Annotated in this window: 17 protein-coding genes; 8 read left to right on the top strand and 9 right to left on the bottom strand. The window is 69.9% G+C overall.

Annotated features, from left to right (window positions below):
- Nucleotides 1-32: 32 nt before the first annotated feature.
- From J5226_RS04215 to J5226_RS04185, 8 genes are all read right to left on the bottom strand, one after another.
- A complete protein-coding gene (locus J5226_RS04215) occupies nucleotides 33-848 on the bottom strand; it encodes an aminoglycoside phosphotransferase family protein (RefSeq protein WP_215838612.1) in 816 nt (271 codons plus the stop codon).
- Between the two features lie 811 nt (nucleotides 849-1,659).
- On the bottom strand, nucleotides 1,660-1,929 hold the full coding sequence (locus tag J5226_RS04210; RefSeq protein WP_215838611.1) for a hypothetical protein: 270 nt from the start codon (nucleotides 1,927-1,929) through the stop codon (nucleotides 1,660-1,662).
- Between the two features lie 287 nt (nucleotides 1,930-2,216).
- A complete protein-coding gene (locus J5226_RS04205; RefSeq protein WP_057949797.1) occupies nucleotides 2,217-2,600 on the bottom strand; it encodes an HU family DNA-binding protein in 384 nt (127 codons plus the stop codon).
- Between the two features lie 577 nt (nucleotides 2,601-3,177).
- Complete coding sequence (gene zapE, locus J5226_RS04200; protein WP_255322992.1) at nucleotides 3,178-4,287, bottom strand: cell division protein ZapE; 1,110 nt, start codon at nucleotides 4,285-4,287, stop codon at nucleotides 3,178-3,180.
- Nucleotides 4,284-5,339, bottom strand: coding sequence for a lysozyme inhibitor LprI family protein (locus J5226_RS25310; RefSeq protein ID WP_255322991.1), 1,056 nt, complete (start codon nucleotides 5,337-5,339; stop codon nucleotides 4,284-4,286). The genes zapE and J5226_RS25310 overlap by 4 nt, the downstream gene beginning before the upstream one ends.
- Nucleotides 5,340-5,356: 17 nt before the next feature.
- Entirely contained in the window at nucleotides 5,357-6,046 is a 690-nt protein-coding gene (locus J5226_RS04195) for an alpha/beta fold hydrolase (protein WP_215838609.1), read from the bottom strand.
- Between the two features lie 492 nt (nucleotides 6,047-6,538).
- Complete coding sequence (locus J5226_RS04190) at nucleotides 6,539-8,317, bottom strand: ExeM/NucH family extracellular endonuclease (RefSeq protein WP_215838608.1); 1,779 nt, start codon at nucleotides 8,315-8,317, stop codon at nucleotides 6,539-6,541.
- Nucleotides 8,318-8,437: 120 nt separating this feature from the next.
- Complete coding sequence (locus tag J5226_RS04185) at nucleotides 8,438-8,953, bottom strand: c-type cytochrome (protein WP_215838607.1); 516 nt, start codon at nucleotides 8,951-8,953, stop codon at nucleotides 8,438-8,440.
- Between the two features lie 466 nt (nucleotides 8,954-9,419).
- Here J5226_RS04185 and J5226_RS04180 point away from each other — a divergent pair, with 466 nt between their 5' ends.
- From J5226_RS04180 to J5226_RS04145, 8 genes are all read left to right on the top strand, one after another.
- Entirely contained in the window at nucleotides 9,420-9,836 is a 417-nt protein-coding gene (locus tag J5226_RS04180; protein ID WP_215838606.1) for a DUF2170 family protein, read from the top strand.
- Nucleotides 9,833-10,597: a PspA/IM30 family protein gene (locus tag J5226_RS04175; RefSeq protein ID WP_215838605.1), complete on the top strand. Its 765-nt coding sequence runs from the start codon at nucleotides 9,833-9,835 to the stop codon at nucleotides 10,595-10,597. Before J5226_RS04180 ends, J5226_RS04175 begins: the two co-directional genes overlap by 4 nt.
- A gap of 349 nt (nucleotides 10,598-10,946) precedes the next feature.
- A complete protein-coding gene (locus J5226_RS04170; protein ID WP_215838604.1) occupies nucleotides 10,947-11,408 on the top strand; it encodes a hypothetical protein in 462 nt (153 codons plus the stop codon).
- 321 nt (nucleotides 11,409-11,729) lie between these two features.
- Complete coding sequence (locus tag J5226_RS04165; protein ID WP_215838603.1) at nucleotides 11,730-12,779, top strand: potassium channel family protein; 1,050 nt, start codon at nucleotides 11,730-11,732, stop codon at nucleotides 12,777-12,779.
- Entirely contained in the window at nucleotides 12,755-13,468 is a 714-nt protein-coding gene (locus tag J5226_RS04160) for a DUF2491 family protein (RefSeq protein WP_345778196.1), read from the top strand. The genes J5226_RS04165 and J5226_RS04160 overlap by 25 nt, the downstream gene beginning before the upstream one ends.
- Nucleotides 13,469-13,499: 31 nt before the next feature.
- Complete coding sequence (locus J5226_RS04155; RefSeq protein WP_215838602.1) at nucleotides 13,500-13,907, top strand: DUF350 domain-containing protein; 408 nt, start codon at nucleotides 13,500-13,502, stop codon at nucleotides 13,905-13,907.
- Between the two features lie 8 nt (nucleotides 13,908-13,915).
- The gene (locus tag J5226_RS04150; protein WP_215838601.1) at nucleotides 13,916-14,548 is read left to right on the top strand and encodes a DUF1190 domain-containing protein; all 633 of its coding nucleotides are present in this window, start codon (nucleotides 13,916-13,918) and stop codon (nucleotides 14,546-14,548) included.
- Between the two features lie 23 nt (nucleotides 14,549-14,571).
- A complete protein-coding gene (locus J5226_RS04145; protein WP_215838600.1) occupies nucleotides 14,572-15,759 on the top strand; it encodes a glutathionylspermidine synthase family protein in 1,188 nt (395 codons plus the stop codon).
- Nucleotides 15,760-15,790: 31 nt separating this feature from the next.
- On the opposite strand, the gene J5226_RS04140 is transcribed toward J5226_RS04145, so the two are convergent.
- A complete protein-coding gene (locus tag J5226_RS04140) occupies nucleotides 15,791-17,083 on the bottom strand; it encodes a serine hydrolase domain-containing protein (RefSeq protein ID WP_215838599.1) in 1,293 nt (430 codons plus the stop codon).
- Between the last annotated feature and the right edge of the window lie 236 nt (nucleotides 17,084-17,319).

The following is a 17,319-nucleotide window of genomic DNA, read 5'->3' as shown; positions in this document are numbered from 1 at the left end:
GCCGGCCCGCGGCGCTCGAATCGGCGCGACCCTCAGGCGCGATCCAACTCGTTCAGCGCCTTGCCGATGATCGCGAATTCCTTGTCCGGCTGCTCCTGATCGCTGAGGAACCACGCCGCCGACAAACCCTGGAACGCGACGATCCACTGCAGCATGCGCCGCCGTTCGATCCGCGCCAGCTCGGTCACGATGCTCAGCCGGCGCTCGAAATGCCCCGGCGCCAGCGCGGTTTCGCCGTCGGGATCGGTGAACAGGTTGGCGTAGTCGAAGCCGCGTTCGCCGGCCACGCGCTTGGGATCGATCGCGATCCAGCCGCGGTCCGGGCCGGCGTCGAGCACGTTCTCGTGGTGGATGTCGCCGTGCAGCGGCACTTCCTCGCGCGGGTCGTCGAGCAGTTCCTGCGCGACCTCCCAACAGCGGCGCAGCACGCCGCCGTGGCTGGCCGCGTACACCGGCAGATCGGCGAACCATTCGCGCAGCGTCGCCAATCCGTCCGGCGGCGGCTGCGGGCGCGGCGCGTGCAGGCGCGCGACCGCTTCGCACAGGATCCGCGTCGCCTCCTCGTCGTGGCCGTTGCGCGCCATCTGCGCCAGCGAGCGCGGGCCGCAGGCGCGTTCGAGCAACAGCGCGCCCTCGCCGTCGTCGGCGTAGACGCGCGCGGCGCCGTCGCCGTTCCACCAGTTCATCAACAGGCCGCCGCGCTTTTCCTCGGCTTCGTGGGCGATTTTGAGCATCGCCGGGCGGCCTTGGTGGCGGACGGGGAGGACGTCGCTGCTGTGGGTGTGGATGGGGGGGCCGTCTGGGGTGAGGGTCCAGAGGGTCAGGTGGTGGGCGAAAGGCGTCGACATGCGCGTTGCGGCGGAGGCGGCGGAACGTTCGATATCGGGGGTTGGGGGGCGGTGGGCAAGTGGGATGGGGGCGTGGAGATGTTTCTTTGTGTAGGGCGTTGCGGTGGAGTTGGGCAAAGGTTTGTTGGAAATTCGTTGTGAAATCGCAGCGGTGTCGCTCCGCCGGATTCGATGGAAGCGATGTTGCTCCGCCGAATCATCCGCAGCTCCGCAACCCCCACGCCGTCATTCCGGCGAAAGCCGGAATCCATTTTGACTTTGCTGTCGGTTTTTCTTTCAACGCAACAACGAGTGAGGACAAGCTCCAATCAAGTGCGTTCCGTCCGCAAGCGGCCGGGTCACTTTCTTTGTCTTGCCAAAGAAAGTAACTAAAGAAAGGCGCTTTCCTTGTTTTCGAATCAAGAGCCACTAGGGCTCAAAGGGGCGCGGGGCCGCGCCATAAGGGTCATCCTGACCCATGGCGCGCGTGCGCATCCATGCGCACGCCCTCCGGGGCTGCGGGGCGTGGGCTTGGGTCGGAGATACGTCAAGGCGAACGGCAACGGCAACGGCAACGGCTAACGATGGCTGTTTGCCCGGTGGGATAGGAGCGGTTCGCCGTTGTCGCGCTTTCGCGGTCGCAGCTCGCGCAGCTCCTACAGGGGCTTCGGCCGATTCGTATCCGACTGTAGGAGCTGCGCAAGCTGCGACCGCGACAATCGGGCAACGACGAAATCCGCGATGGGCGCGAACCGCGTCGCCACGGTTATTTCATCGATGCACCGCGGCACCGAAAAAACCGATGCGGCAAAGTCGCGCGTCGCTCAACGCGTCACGGCGCTTCGGTTTCCTGCGCCGCGTCCTCGCGCTCCTTGAGCACCTGCGCGGCTTCCGCGTCGGCGGCGACGCGGTGGCGGAGGGATTTGCAGCGCTCTACGCCGGCGTCGGTCAGGGTCAGCGCGCCGGCGTCGTCGGCCTGCGCCAGCGCCGCTTCGATCAGGCGCTCGCGCAAGGTGCGCGAGTGGTCGTTCGGCGCTTGGCCTTGGTCGATGCGCTGTAAGACGTCTAAAAGCGCCAAATCTTCCAGGCTGATCGGATCCACGGCAGACGCTCCACGACGAATGGCCGCACTATGCCACGGCGTGCGCGCGCCGAACGCATCGCTTGCACGGCTTCAGCGTATTCATTTTTAGCGATGGCGCGCGCCGCGCGGGCGCGCGAAAAACAGCGGGCCCGAAGGCGTTCGCGCGGCGGCGGCGAGAGTCTTCGGGCCCGATGTCGGCGACGGCGCGCGCGCGAACCGCGGTGCCGGAAACACGAACGCCGCCCGAGGGCGGCGTCCGGCGAAGCAGCCGATGCGGCGGGCCGAAGCGCGCCGCATCCGCAGGATCAGAGCGCGGCGTCCTTGAGCTTCTTGAGCGGGCGCACCTTCACCTTGACGGTGGCCGGCTTGGCGGCGAACCACTGCTCTTCCTTGGTGAACGGGTTGATGCCCTTGCGCTTCGGCTTGGCCGGGACGCTGACGGCGGTGATCTTCAGGATGCCCGGCAGGGTGAACGCGCCGGCGCCCTTCTTGTTGATCGAGGCGTGCACGGCGCCTTCCAGCGCGCCGAGGATCGAACGCACGTCCTTGGCGACGACGCCGGTGGTTTCGGCGAGGTGAGCGACCAGACCGGACTTGCTCAGCACTTCCTTGATCGGCTTCGGAGCGGCGGTCTTGGCGGCGGCCTTCGGCGCGGCCTTCTTCTTTGCAGCGGTCTTTTTCGTAGCCATAGTGTTTTCCGGTAGTACGGCGTTGGATGGATGGGTTGCCTGGTTAACCCCTCGGCAAGGCGGAATGTAGGGCAAGCCCGCCGCGTCGCCAAGAGCTTTGGCGTAAAAAAATGCGGGTTTTTCAGTCGCGCGCATCCGATAGCGGCGGCGCGCACGGAAAAAACCCCGCGCCGCGCGGAATTCGGCGCCGCCCCGGACGCCGCCGCCGGCGCCGCGCGCATGCAAGAAACCCCTTGAAAACAGCATGTTCGGCGATTCGTGCGGCGGCGCAGCGAAACTTTGCGCGTGCCCTGGCGCGCGCCGGATGCGCTCGCGCCGACGAGGCGCGGGCATTCAGTCGCGGGCGGGCTCGCCGACGCGCGGTGCGGCGCGCGGATGCGCGGATCAGCGCCGATGCGCGACCGAACGCGCAAAAAAGACGGTGCGAGCGCGGAAAGAACGTCGCCGCGTTCGCGCAGCGAATCGCCGCGCCCGGGCGAGCATCGGCCGAAAGTCCTATAGCCATCGCTGCACGCGGTCTTCACCGCCGATAGGAAACGACGCGTCGCGACGGACGGCGCGCGCCGTCCGCCGCGGCTCAGCCGCGGTGCTCGCGCGCCAGATATTCGGCCGACTGCATCTCGATCAGGCGCGAGGCGGTGCGCTCGAACGCGCCGCCCAGGCGCTCGCCGCGGTACAGCGCGGTCGGCGCGTCGGCGGCGGTGCACACCAGATTGACGTGGCGGTCGTAGAACTCGTCGATCAGATTGACGAAGCGCCGTGCTGGGTCGTCGTTGCGGCCGTCGAACAGCGGAATGCCGCCGAGCAGCACGGTGTGGTACTCGGTCGCGATCTCGATGTAATCGCTGGCCGCGCGCGGGCCTTCGCACAGCGCGGCGAAGTCGAACCAGGCGTGGCCGTCGGCGCGCGCGCGCACCGGGATGTCGCGGTCGTCGATGCGTAAGGGGCCGGTTTCCGGCGCGCAGCCGGCGGACAGTTCCTTCCAGCGGCCGGCCAGCCAGGCCTCGGATTCGGCGTCCAGCGGCGCGCGGTAGACCGGCGTGCGGGTCAGCGCGCGCAGGCGGTAGTCCTGCTGGCTGTCGAGCAGCAGCACCTGGCAATGGGTCTGGATCTGCGCGATCGCCGGCTTGAAGCGGTCGCGCTGCAGACCGTCGGCGTAGAGATTGGGCGGATCGATGTTGGAGGTGGTGACCAGGGTCACGCCCTCGGCGAACAGGCGCTCGAGCAAGCGTCCCAGCAGCATCGCGTCGCCGATGTCGATGACGAAGAACTCGTCCAGCACCAGCACCCGCAGGCTGTCGCGCCATTCGCGCGCGATCTTGGCCAAGGGGTCGCTCTGCCCGGCGTGGACACGCAGCTGGGCGTGGACTTCGCGCATGAAGCGGTGGAAGTGGGTGCGGCGTTTCTCGCGGATCGGCAACTGCTCGTAGAACAGGTCGATCAGAAAGGTCTTGCCGCGGCCGACCCCGCCCCACAGGTACAGCCCGCGCACGCCGTCGCGCGGCTTGCCGCGCAGGCGGTCGAACAGGCCGGGTTCGGGCGCGCTCACGATCTGCGCCTGGATCCGGTCGAGCTCGCGCAGCGCCGGATGCTGGGCCGGGTCGTCGCCCCAATCGCCGCGGGCGACGCCGGCGGCGTAGGCCTGCGACGGCGTGACCGCCGCGTCGGTACGCAGGTTCGCGCTCACGGCCGGCCCAACACGCGGCCGCCGGCCGACATCAGCCGCACCGGCACTTGTTCCTGATAGCCGTCCGACCACGCGTCGAACGCCGCCGGCAGCTTGCCGGTCCAGGCCGGATCGGAGCTGTAGTAGCGCAGTTCGGCGTGGCCTTGCTTGTCCTCGCCGCGGACCGCCGCCCATTGGCGGCCGTCGCCGGCCTGGATCAGCAGCGCGCGCATGGCGACCGCCAGACCGCGCACGTAGCCGTTGGTGACTTCGGCCTTCAACTCGTCGTCGCTGCGCGTGTCGGTAACGTCCATGCGTTCGACCAGCGCGTCGTAATCGTCGCCGAGCAGCTTGCGCAGGCGCGCGTCGTCCTCGGGCTTGAGCACCACGCCCAGGTCGAGCAGGGTCCAGTGCGTGGTCGCCACCGCCGCCGGCAAGCCGGGCAGGTAGCGGCCGCTGAAGTACACGCCCATGCCGGCGCCGCAGTCGCTGCCGGTGTGCTGCTGCTCGATCTGGATCTGGCGGTGGAAGCGGTGGAAGGTCAGCGCGCAGGCGGCGTTGTCGCCCTGGCCCTTGAAGCTGAGCTCGCTGGCGCCGGCCTTGCGCGCGCGGCCGGTGAGCAGGCCGGTGTTGGCGCCGGCGTTGGACTGCAGCTCCAACTCGTAGCGGTCGCCGTCCAGCGGCTTGAGCGAGAGCGTGGCGGTGCCGTCGCTGCGGGTCCATTCGCCGGCCCAGTCGAACTTGCCCGACACCGCGGCCGGCTTGAGTTCGGTGAGGCGGCCGACATAGGCCATGCGCAGGCAGCGCACCTTGCCGTCGCAGCGGTCGCGCTCGCGCAGCCAGGCTTGCTGGTCTTGCTTGAGTTCGCCGCGGTAGTCGCTGGCCTTGAGCGCGGCGGCGTAGGCGGCGGCGAGTTCGCCGTCGCGCGCGCGCAGCACCGGGTCGGTGCAGATGGCTTGTTCGTTGCGGTTGGCGGCCTTGGCGCAATCGATGCCGGCGGCGGCGGCCGGCAAGGCGGCCGCGGCGAGCGCGGCGGCGGCCAGCGGCAGCGCCAGGCGGGGGGAAAGGCGCATGGGGGAAGCGTCCTGGGTCAGGCGGGCGGCGCCGCGCCGGCGTCGATCTCCGGCGGCAGGTGCGGGCGCACCGAGTTCTTGATCGCGCCGCGCAGATCGATCAGGCGGCGATGGAAGAAATGCGAGGTGTCGGGCATGCGCACCAGTTCCGGCGGCTGGCGCAGGCCGGCGATCCACGCATACACCGCTTCGGGATCGACGATCTCGTCGGCTTCGCCCTGGATCACGATCCACGGATAGCCGGCGGGCGGGGCGATGCGGTCGAAGTCCCAGCGTCCGGCCGGCGGCGCGATCGAGATCAGCAGCCGCGGCCGCAGTTCGTCGGCCATGCGCAGCGAGACGTAGGCGCCGAAGCTGAAACCGGCCAGCCACAGCTGCGCGTCGGGACGCTGCGCGCGCACCCAGGCGGCGACCGCGCGCAGGTCGTCGCATTCGCCCTCGCCCTGATCGAACTCGCCTTCGGAGTGGCCGACGCCGCGGAAGTTGAAGCGCACCGTGGCCGCGCCGCATTCGCGCAGCGACCGCGCGGCCATGGTCACGACCTTGTTGTGCATGGTCCCGCCCTCGGTCGGCAGCGGGTGGCAGACGATGGCGACGATCGGACGCGCCGGCGCTTCGGGCGCTTCCACGATCGCCTCGATCGCCCCGGCCGGGCCGGCCAGGGTCAGCGTGGCGCTCGCATCGCTGGGAAAGGCGGGGGTGCTCATGCCGCGCATGATACGGGGCGGCGCGGAGCGGGTGTTACGGCGGCGTGTGCGCGACGGCGGCGGCCAAGGCGGGCAAATTCCCGGCGATGGCGTCGCGCCGGAGCGCAAGACGTCGGCACGTCGAGCGCTGCCGCGGTGCGTTCGGCAGGTGCCTCGGCGCAAGCGACTTCGGGCTCGCTGCGTTCGGCCCGGGCGCCGCCGCCGCCGCGATGCGTCCGGCATGTGGCTCAGCGCAAGCGCGCCTTGGGGCTCGATGCCTTCGGTCCGGGGACGCCGTCGCGGCGCGTCCGGCACGTGGCTCAGCGCGAACACGCATTCGGGCTTGGTGCTTTCGGTCTGAGGGCGCCGTCGCGGTGCGTTCGGCATGTAGCTCAGCGCAAGCGCGCATTCGGGCCGACACCTTAGGCTCGGGCGCCGCTGCCGCCACGAGCAAAAGTAGACGAGCCGACACCCGCCCGAGCGGGCCGCGTCGGCCCAGCGCTCGCCGCGCGCTCAGCGCGGCATCAGATCGAACCCGAGCAGCACCGGATCGTGATCGGAGCTGCGCCACGGCCCCGCGCCGCCGCCGCGGTAGCCGGCGCTCTCGGGTTCGTCGGCGTTGGTGTGCCATTCGGCCGCGCCGCGCAGCGTCGCCGCCAGCGCGGGCGAGAGCAGGGCGTGGTCGAGGCGGCCGAGTTCGCCGTCGTAGACGTAGCTGTAAGGCGCGGCGACCTTGGCCGCGGCGAACGCGTCCTGCCAGCCGGCCGCGTACAGCTCGCGCAGCGGCTGTTCCTGGGCGTAGGCGTTGAGGTCGCCGACGATCATCGTGAGCGCCGCGCCGCTGCGGGTCGGGTCGGTCTTCAGCCACGCGTCCAGGCGCCGCGCCGAATCGCTGCGCAGCGCGTTCCAGCAGGCCGCGCCGTCGTTCTGGTCGCGGTCGGCGCCTTCGGCGTCGCGGCAGCCCTTGGACTTGAAGTGATTGGCCGCGACCACGAACGCCGGCCCGCGCCGGCCGTCCGCGCCGAGCGCTTGGAACGCCTGCGCCATCGGCACCCGCGCGTGGGTGCCGAACGGCCCCTGCACCAAGGTCGCGGCGAGACCGCGCGCGGCCACGCGTTGGCCGCGGTAGATCAGGCCGACCCGGATCAGATCGCCGCCGGGGCCGCGCGTGGCGAGCGCGCACGGCTGCTTGCACGGCGCGGCGTAGCGCCAGTCCTGGGCGCCGCCGTCGGCGGCGTCGGCGCGGTCGAGCGCGGCGACGAGTTGGGCGAGGGTGGAGTCGGCGCCGTAGCCGTCGTTCTCCAGCTCCATCAGCGCGGCCACGTCCGGGTTCATCGCGTGGATGGTCTCGACCAGCTTGGCCAGCTGCGCCTTGAATTCGGCCTCGGTGCGCGCGCCGCGCGGGGTCGGGAAGCCGGCGCCGCGGCCGTCGCCGTTGAACAGGTTTTCCAGATTGAACGCGGCGATGCGCAGGTCGCCGTCGACGCGCGGCGGCTGTTGCGGGCGCGGCGCCGCTTGCAGCTGCGGCGCGCGCTCCAAGCGCAGGCCGGGGCGGCCGTCGCGGGCCAGGGCGATGCCTTCCAGCGCGTCCAGGCGGCTGCCGCTGCGCGCGGCGAACGCGGCCTCGCCGAGCGCGTCGCCGCTGAGCGTCAGGCGCCGGCGCAGGTTGTCGGCGGCGACCGCGCGCGCGGCCTCGCTGCCCGGCGCGGCGCGTTCGCCCGGTTGCCACAGCGGGCCGTCGAACGAGGCCTCGACGGTGCCGCGTTCGCGGTCGCGGTCGGCCAGAGTCAGCGGCACAGCGATGCGCACGCGCATGCCGGCCAAGGCGTTCCAGTCGGGCGCGGCGGTCACCGCGACCGGGGCCAGCGCCTGCAACCGCTTATCGAGCGAGCGCGAGCGCAGCGGTTCGACCTGGGCGGCGTCGATCGCCAGCAGCGTGTCGGCGCGGCCCTTGCCGGCGGCCGGCAGCGCGGCGCGGCGCACCGTGCCGGCGACCGCCACGGCCTGCCCCGGCGCCAGCGCGGCGGCGGCCGGGCCGAGCACCCAGATCGCGTCGGAGGTGGCGGCATCGCCGTCGCCGGCGTCCTGCAGCAGCCAGCCCGGCTGGCCGTCGGCGCCGGGCAGCGCGGCGGTGACGACGCCGGCCACCCGCACCGGCGCGGCGGCCGCGGCGGTTTGCAGCGAGCCGATCGCCACGGTCGCCGGTTCGCCGCGGTCGGCGCGCGGCGCGCTGGCGCAGGCGGCCAACAACAGGCAGGGCGCGAAGGCGAGGGCGGGGCGGATGCGCGTCATGGCGGGCTCGGCGGAGAAAGAGCGGCCATTATCCGCGCGCCGGTTGCGGATCGTCGCGTGCCGGCGGCGGAAACGAAAACGCCGCCCGCAGGCGGCGTCTTGGCGAAGCGAGCGCGCGGCTTACTTGATGTTGCCGAGCATCCAATCGACGGTCGCGATGACCTGATCGTTGGTCAGCGCCGGGTTGCCGCCCTTCGGCGGCATCACGCCCGAGGTGCCGGTGAAGCCTTCGATGGCGTGCTTGTGCAAGGTGTCCTTGCCCTTGGAGATGCGCGCCGACCAATGCGAGGCGTCCAGGGTCGGGGCGCCGCCGGCGCCGGACTTGTGGCAGCCCGCGCAGAGGCTGTCGAAGATCACCTTGCCGTCCTTGGTGCCGCCGTAAGCGACCTGGGACGCGGCCTTGGCCGCCGCGGCGGCCACCGCCGCCTGCTGCGAGGCCGCGCCGGTCGCGCCGGCGTAGACCGCGCCGGTCGGCGCGATGCGGTTTTCGGTGCGCTTGGCCGCGCGCGGATCGACTTCCTGCGGCAACTGCTTGTGGACGAAAAAGGCCGCGATCATCAGGCCGAGGGTCACCAGCATCAGGAAGCCGATCACCATCGAGAATTTCTTCAGGAATTCAAGGTCGTAATTGCGCACGGTCCACCTATTGCGTGCGCCCCGCCGGGGGCGCATCGAGCCATCGACGTGGCCGCCACCGGGAAAGTTCGGCGCGACCGCTGCACGGACCCGCCCTAGGACGGTCCGCCGTCCGCCGCTAAAGGCGGAACCGCGGGCCGGGAATGCCGGTCGGGTAGTTCCGCCGGACAGTTTAGCCCAAAGCCCGGCCCGCGCGGATCGTCGCCGACCGGCCCGCTTCGCGGGCCGCAAACGCCCGCCGCCGTTGGCTTTGCGCCGGCGACGGCCGGCCCGCTTCGCGACTTGTGCGCCTTGCGCCGGCCCGCGGGCGCCCCTATAACCTTCCCGTTCCATGAGCACGGTCACGGACGACGATCGCGGCGAGCCAGGAGGCGCCGCCCGCGCCGCGTCCCCGCGATCCGCACGCGCCGCGCTTTCCGAGCCAGCTTTTCAAGGCTACCCAAGGACACCCCACAAGGACCGCCCTATGTCCCGCTGGACCACGCAAGAACTGATCACCCGCCTGCAAGCCACCTTCGGCGCCGAGAACGTCGAGGAAGTGCCCACCGCCGACGCCGCGATCCAGGTGACCCTGCCCGAGAGCGGCGACCTGGGCATCACCATCGCCCTGACCGACCGCGAGATCTTCGTCTCCACGCCGCTGGTCGAATCCGGGCAGGTGCGCGACGCGGCCGGCTTCAACGAGGCCTGCCTGCGCCTGAACCCGATCAACCCGCTGTCCAACCTGGGCCTGACCACGATCAACGACCGCGATGTCTACATCGTGTTCGGCGAAATGGCGCCCGACTCCAGCGCCGAGCAGATCGAGCTGGAAATCCGCACCCTGGCCGACAACGCGATCGACGCGGTGGAAGCCCTCAAGTCCTATCTGGTGAGCGCATGAGCATCCTGCAGAAAATCCTGACCCTGTTCCGCGGCACCGCGCACGAGGCCGGCCAGGCCGTCGTCGACGCCAACGCGCTGAAGATCCTGGATCAGGAAATCCGCGACGCCGGCACCGAGCTGGCGCGTTCCAAGGAAGAGCTGACCAAGGTCATGGCCCAGCGCCAGCTGCAGGCCAACCGCAGCAAGGACCGCTTCGCCAAGAAGGCCGAGTACGAGACCTACATCGCCGGCGCCCTGCGCCAGGGCAACGAACAGCTCGCGCGCGAAGTGGCCGAGCGTCTGGCCGCGGTCGAGAACGACCTGAAGAACGACGAGCAGGCGATCGCCAGCTACGACAACAGCATCAACCAGCTCAAGACCGCGATCAGCTCGACCGAGCGCAAGCTGGCGCGGGTGAAGCAGCAGGTCGACACGGTCAAGGCCACCGAAGCGGTGCAGCGCGCGCAGACCGCGGTCGCCTCGCGCCATTCCGGCGCCAACGGCAAGGTCACCACGGCGCTGGATTCGCTCGAGCGCATCCAGCAGCGCCAGGCCGAACGCGGCGCGCGCCTGGAAGCGGCGGCGCAGCTGGAATCCGAGACCGGCGACGGCGATCTGAACAAGCGCCTGGAAGCGGCCGGTTTGCTGCCGGAATCGACCAGCGTCGACAACATCCTGGAGCGCTTCCGCGAGAAGCCGGTGCAGCAGCTGACCCACGATCCGCTGTCGCTGCCGGCGGCGGAGGTGAAGGAAACCGATAAGGTCGAGCGCAAGGATTGACGGCGGTTCGCGCGGCGGCGGCCGTGGGTCGGCGCCGCGCATCGCTTCGGGTAGGAGCGGCGTAAGCCGCGAGCGTGGGCGGTGCGGGGCGATGAAGGTTTCGCCGTAGCTGAAATGTCGCGGTCGCAGCTCGCGCAGCTCCTACAGAGTCTCCGGCAAGTTTCGTATCCGACTGTAGGAGCTGCGCGAGCTGCGACTGCGACATTTCAGCTACGCCGAACCCACCTACCGTCATTCCGGCGAAAGCCGGAATCCATGTTGCCGTTGCCGTTTTGGCTTTGACGTATCTCCAATCAAAGCCCACGCCCCGCAGCCCCGAAGGGCGTGCGCATGGATGCGCACGCGCGCCATGGGTCAGGATGACCCTTATGGCGCGGCCCCGCGCCCGGTGCTGGACCTAGTGGCTCTTGATTCGAAAACAAGGAAAGCGCCTTTCTTTGGTTACTTTCTTTGGCAAGACAAAGAAAGTGACCCGGCCGCTTGCGGACGGAACGCTTTGGATTGGAGCTTGTCGTCACTCGTTGTTGCGTTGAAGGCAAAACCAGCGGCAAAGTCAAAATGGGTTCCGGCTTTCGCCGGAATGACGGTGGGTAGGGTGTCCGCTACCGCCACCTGCGAGAAGCGCAGCTCACACTCCGTCATTCCGGCGAAAGCCGGAACCCATTTTGATGTTGCTTCCGCTTTCTCTTCGCAAGAGCGCGCGACGACACGCGAAGATCAAACGCTAAGAGCTTTCGTCCGCAAGCGGCCGAGTTACTTTCTTTTGTCAGCGCGACAAAAGAAAGTAACCAAAGAAAAACGCTGGTTTTAGAGTCAAGAGCCACTAGGTCCAGCACCCGGCGCGGGGCTGCGCCGTAAGGGGCATCCATGCCCCTACGGCGCACGCGCGCATCCATGCGCGCGCCCTCCGGGGCTGCGGAACGATGATCTCGGGTGGGGATACGTCCCAGCCCAAAGCAACGGCAACTGCAACTGCAAAAATGGACTCCGGCCTCCGCCGGAGTGACGGAGCGAACGACCGAGATAGGCTGGCAACCGCCGCCGAAATCGAACGACGCAGCCAAGCGCAAGACGCGCCATCGCCAAAGGAAAAGGACTTGAAGCCACCCACGCCACCCCCAGGACCCGCGCCATGATCGTCCTCGGCAAGCTCTACCGCAGCCTGCGCGGCCACCTGCGCCGGATCGGCTGGGGCGTGGTCGCCGCCGCGCTGGCGCTGCACATGAGCGGCACCTGGCTGCTGCTGGCCTGGGCCGGCGAAGACAAGCTGTTGGGCTGGGACGCGTTCGTTTATTACTACGTGACCACGGCCAGCACCATCGGCTACGGCGATCTCTCGCCGGGCAGCGCCGCGGGGCGCTGGGTCGCGGCCTTGTTCGTGATGCCCGGCGCGATCGCCCTGTTCGCCTCGATCCTGGCCAAGACCAGCGCCGGCCTGATCCATTTCTGGAAACGCCACCAAATGGGCAAGATGAGCTACGAGGACATGCGCGGCCACACCGTGCTGATCGGCTGGCACGGCCGCGAATCGCAGCGGCTGGTGCAGTTGCTGCTGGCCGATGCGCACACCGACGACGAAGGCATCGTCCTGGTCGCCGAAGGCTTGGCCGAGAATCCGCTGCCCGACCAGATCCGCTTCGTCTCGGTCGATTCCTACGCCGATTGCGGCGAATACGAGCGCGCCGCGCTGGCCGGCGCGGCGCGGGTGATCGTGCACGCGGCCGACGACGACCGCTCGCTGGCCGCGGTGTTCGCGGTGATGGCGCAGCGGCCCAGCGCCCACATCGTCGCCCACTTCGAGGCGGCGGCGGTGGCGCAGCTGGTGCGCAGCCACTACCCGCACGTGGAGTGCACGCGGCCCCTGCACGTGGACGTGATCGCGCGCGCCGCGCAGGACGCCGGCAGCTCGCTGGTGGCCGGCGAATGGCTGGGCGCGGGCGGGCCGACCCAATTCAGCTTGCAGGTCCCGGCCGCCGCCGCGCCGGTGCGCGCGGGCCAGCTGGCCGCGGCGTTCCGCGCCGAGGCGGCGCTGTGGATCGGCTACCGCGACAGCCGCACCGCCGCGCCGGTACTCAATCCGCCCGATCATGTCGAGATCGCGCCGGGCACCTTGTTGTATTACCTTGCCGACGCGCGCATCGACAGCGCGCGCCTGCCGTGGGCGTCGCTCGCGGCGGCCTGAAACGGATCGAACGCGAGGTCATCGAGATGGGTTGGTTGGACGGATTGTTCGGCGGCAAGAAGCGCGAGGACGACAAGCCCGCGCTGCCGTTCGCGCACGAGCTGCCGCTGGGGCTGCGCATCAACGGGCGGGTCGCGTTCGACACGCTGACCTTCCGCGCCAACCCGCAGGCCTGGACCTTGCGCCTGCCCGAGGGCCATCAGGGCATTCCCTGCTACGGCTACATCGACCTGCGCGGCGGCCACGCGCTGCACCGCTTCTATCTCGACGACGACGCCTACCTGCAGATCAGCACCGCCAACGGGCAGGTCGAGGGCATCAAGGCCTTCGTCTTCAACGACACGGTGAACCCGCCGAATCAGGCCGCGTTCAAGCGCTTCATCCACGAACACCCGCACCTGGGCGCGGCTTCGATCGAGTACGCCGGACGCACCTGGTACCGCGAATTCGGCGACGACGTGGCCGAGAAAGTGCCGCCGGTGGTCTACGACGAAGTGCTCTACCGCCACGACCCGCCGCGCCGCGACGACGATCTGACCCATTACGCGATGCTGTACCGGCGCGAGATTCCCGAACTGGACCGCGACGAATTCCTCCTGGTCACCGCCGAGGACTACGGCCCGAGCGAATTCGTCGTCACCTACGCGCTCGGCATCGACCTGAACACCGCCGACCTCGACATCACCTAAGCGCACCGCATTCAACGCAAGGATTCCACTCATGGACGCACCGATCGACGCCCACAGCTTCCTCAACTTCCTCGCCTACGCCGGCACCGGCATCGGCGTGCTGGTCCTGGCCGCGCTGGCGGTGTCGCTGATCACCCCGCACCGCGAACTGAGCCTGATCCGCGCCGGCAACGCCGCCGCCGCGACCGGCTTCGCCGGCACCTTGATCGGTCTGGCCCTGCCGCTGCATTCGGCGATCTCCAACTCGGTCAGCCTGATCGACGCGGCGATCTGGGGCGCGGCGGCGGTGGTGGTGCAGCTGGTCGCGTTCCTGATCGCGCGCCTGGTCGCGCCGAAGATGTCGCAGCAGATCACCGACGGCCAGATCGGCGCCGGCATCTTTTCCGCGAGCGTGTCGGTCAGCGTCGGCCTGATCAACGCCGCCGCGATGACGCCGTGAGCGATGCCATGACCACGAACGCTGACGACAAGGCGCCGCGCGGCAAGCGCTCGCGCAACCTGCGCCTGGTGCTGATGGCGGTGGCCGTGCCGGCCGCGCTGGCCGGCTGCGACGACGACCCCAGCGGCAAGATCCTGACCTCGCGCGAAGAATGCACGGTGCAGACCGAGATCTCGCGCGAGGAATGCGACAAGGCCTATTCGCAGGCCTTGGTCGAGCACGAAAAGCTGGCGCCGCGGTTCGAGAGCGAGCAGGAGTGCAACCAGCAGTTCGGCGCCTGCCAGCCGCTCGCGGGCCAGTCCGCTACGGGCCATCCGACCTACATTCCGCCGATGACCGGGTTCCTGATCGGTTACGCGGCCTCGCAGTTGATGAGCGGCGGCAACCGCTACTACCACATCGGCGGCGTGTCGCCGCTGTACCGCGATTACCGCAGCGGCGGCTACCTCAAGCCCGACGGCCGCGAGATCGGCAACTACAGCGGCACCGTCTACGGCAAGAAGGCCGGCGACACCGCGCTGCCGGCGCGCGCGGTCACCGTTTCGCGCGCCGGCTTCGGCTCCAGCGCCGCGGCGCGCGGCGGTTTCGGCCGCAGCAGCAGTTCCAGCAGCGGCAGCCACGGCTTCGGCCGCGGCGGCTGATCCCTTCGTCCATTCGAGCGCGCATGAAACGCATCGTCGTACCCGAGCGTCCGGACTGGCGCGAACAGGCCGAGTCGCTCGGCTTCCGTTTCCACACCATCGACGGCGCGCCGTATTGGGACGAACGCGCGTGCTACGCGTTCGGCCTGCGCCAGATCGAGGACGACATCGAGCAGCCGACCCAGGAGCTGCACGACATGGCGATGGCCCTGGTCGACGAAGTCGTCGGCTCGGAGCAGTTGCTGGAGCGCCTCGCGATCCCGCGCGAGTACTGGGACTGGATCGCCGATTCCTGGCGCCGCGGCGAGCCGCACCTGTACGGCCGCATGGATCTGGCCTACGACGGCCGTGGCCCGGCCAAGCTGTACGAGCTCAACTACGACACGCCCACGTCCCTGTACGAGGCGGCGTATTTCCAGTGGCTGTGGCTGGAGCAGAACATCGGCCGCGGCGAACTGGGCGAGCGCAGCGACCAGTACAACCGCATCCAGGAACTGCTGATCGAAACCTTCGGCGCGCTGGCGCGCGACGGGCGCATCGCCACGCCGGTGCATTTCGCCGCGGTCGAGGGCTCGCTGGAAGACCAGGGCACGGTGCGCTACCTGCGCGACTGCGCCGAACAGGCCGGCGTGCAGACGCTGGAGCTGAGCATCGAAGGCATCGGCCTGAGCCGCGAAGGCTATTTCACCGATGAGGACGACCGGGTCATCCGCACCTTGTTCAAGCTGTATCCGCTGGAGTGGATGTTCGCCGAGGAGTACGGCCCCAAGCTGGCCGGCTCGCGCGTGCAGCTGATCGAGCCGGCGTGGAAGGCGATCCTCAGCAACAAGGGCGTGCTGCCGCTGCTGTGGGAGCGCCACGGCGGCCATCCGAATCTGCTCGAAGCGCATTTCGAGGACGCCGAGGCCGGCGAACTCGCGCCGGGCTGGGTGCGCAAGCCGCTGTTCTCGCGCGAGGGCGCCAACATCGAGTTGGTCGGCCTGGACGGCGAGCGCTTGCGCAGCGACGGTCCGTACGAAGACGGCCCGACCATCCGTCAGGCGCTGCACCCGCTGCCGCGTTTCGACGGCGCCGACGGCGAAGCCAATTACCCGCTGATCGGCAGCTGGGTGGTGGCCGATCAGGCCGCCGGCATGGGCATCCGCGAGGACGCCGGGCCGATCACCCAGGACACCTCGCGGTTCCTGCCGCACGTCATCGTCGGCGAATGAGCGCGGCCTCCGCCGCGCCCGCGGCGGAGGCTCAACGCCGCGCGGACGCCGGCGCCGCGGTCGCGCCGTCGGCGACGCTGCGGTACGCCGCGTCGCGGAACGCTTCGTGGATGTCGGTGTCGTTGGGAATCAGCTGCAGCATCAGCACCATCACCGTGCGCGAGGCCGGATCGACGCGGTACAGCGTGCCGTACGCGCCGCCCCAGCCGAACGCGCCCGCGCCGTCGGGCGCGTGCGCGCCGGCGCGTTCGGTCACCTCGAAGCCGTAACCGAAGCCCATGCCGGGCTCGGGATACAAGGCGCCGGTTTGGGCGGTATGCATCGACTCCGCGCTGCGCGGCGAGAGGATGCGCACGCCGTCGAGTTCGCCGCCGCGGCGGATCGCTTCTAGAAAGCGCGCGTAGTCGCGAGCCGTCGACAACAAACCGGCGCCGCCGGAAAACGCGCGGCGCGGGCCGTCGATGTAATCGCCTTGGCCGAGCGCGCCGTCGGGCGCGCGCACGGCGCGGCCGTCGTCGCCGCTGGCGTACACCGCGGCCAAGCGTTCGCGCTGCGCGGGCGGCAAGAAGAATTGCGTGTCGCGCATGCCCAGCGGGCCGGCGATGCGCTCGCGCACGAACGCGTCGAGCGACCGGCCCGACGCGCGTTCGACCACGCAGCCGAGGATGTCGGTGTTGTAGCCGTAGACCCAGCGCTCGCCGGGCTGGGCCACGAACGGCAGCGTCGCCAGCCGTTCCATCGTGGCGCAAACGTCTTCGTCCTTGTCGGCGAGGTACCAACCGTAGCCCGCGGCCGAGCCGAGACCGCGCGCGCGGTAGGCGTCCGCGACGGCTTCGTCGGTGCCGTAGGAAATGCCGGCGGTGTGGGTGAGCAGATCGCGCAGCAGGATCGGGCGCCGGGCCGGCGCGGCCGCGCCGCCGTCGCCGGCGACCGTGGTGTGGGCGAACGCGGGAATCGTGCGGCTCACCGGATCGTCCAGGCGCAGCTTGCCGTCCTCGGCCAGGATCAGGATCGCCGCGCTGGTGATGGCCTTGGACTGCGAGGCGATGCGGAAGATCGTGTCCGCGCGCATGCGCCGTCCGGCTTCCTTGTCGCTCCACCCGACCGCGCCTTCGTAGACCGGTTGGCCGTCGCGCAGCACCAGCGCCGCCGCGCCGGCGATGCGGCCGTCGTCGACGTAGCGCTGCAAGGTCGCTTCGATGCCCGCCGGCGGTCGCCGCGCGAGCTCGGCGGCGGCCGGCGGCGGCGCGGTTTCGCAAGCGGCCGTGGCCAGCGCCAGCAGCGCGGCGAGGGCCAGAAGCGGAAGGCGGGCGGGAAGGCGCATCGGCGGGCTCGAAGGCGAAAGTCCGGACCATACACCGCGCTCGCTTCGGTTTCAGCGACTGCGTTGCGCGATCCGCGCGCCCGCATCGGGGCTGCAATCCGCCTGTTCGCGCGATGCATTCCAACTAGAGCGCGACTGCATCGTCGGTGGCATGTTCGCTTCGGTCGCGAACGAAACCTCCGTGAAACTATGTATCAAATCGTCGGCAGAGTGAATGCGATGAACGCCGATGCGTC

It is taken from the genome of Lysobacter sp. K5869 (genome assembly GCF_018847975.1).
GTDB lineage: Bacteria > Pseudomonadota > Gammaproteobacteria > Xanthomonadales > Xanthomonadaceae > Lysobacter.
Note: the sequence above shows the minus strand (reverse complement) of the source record. Positions and strands in the feature narration are given on the sequence as shown.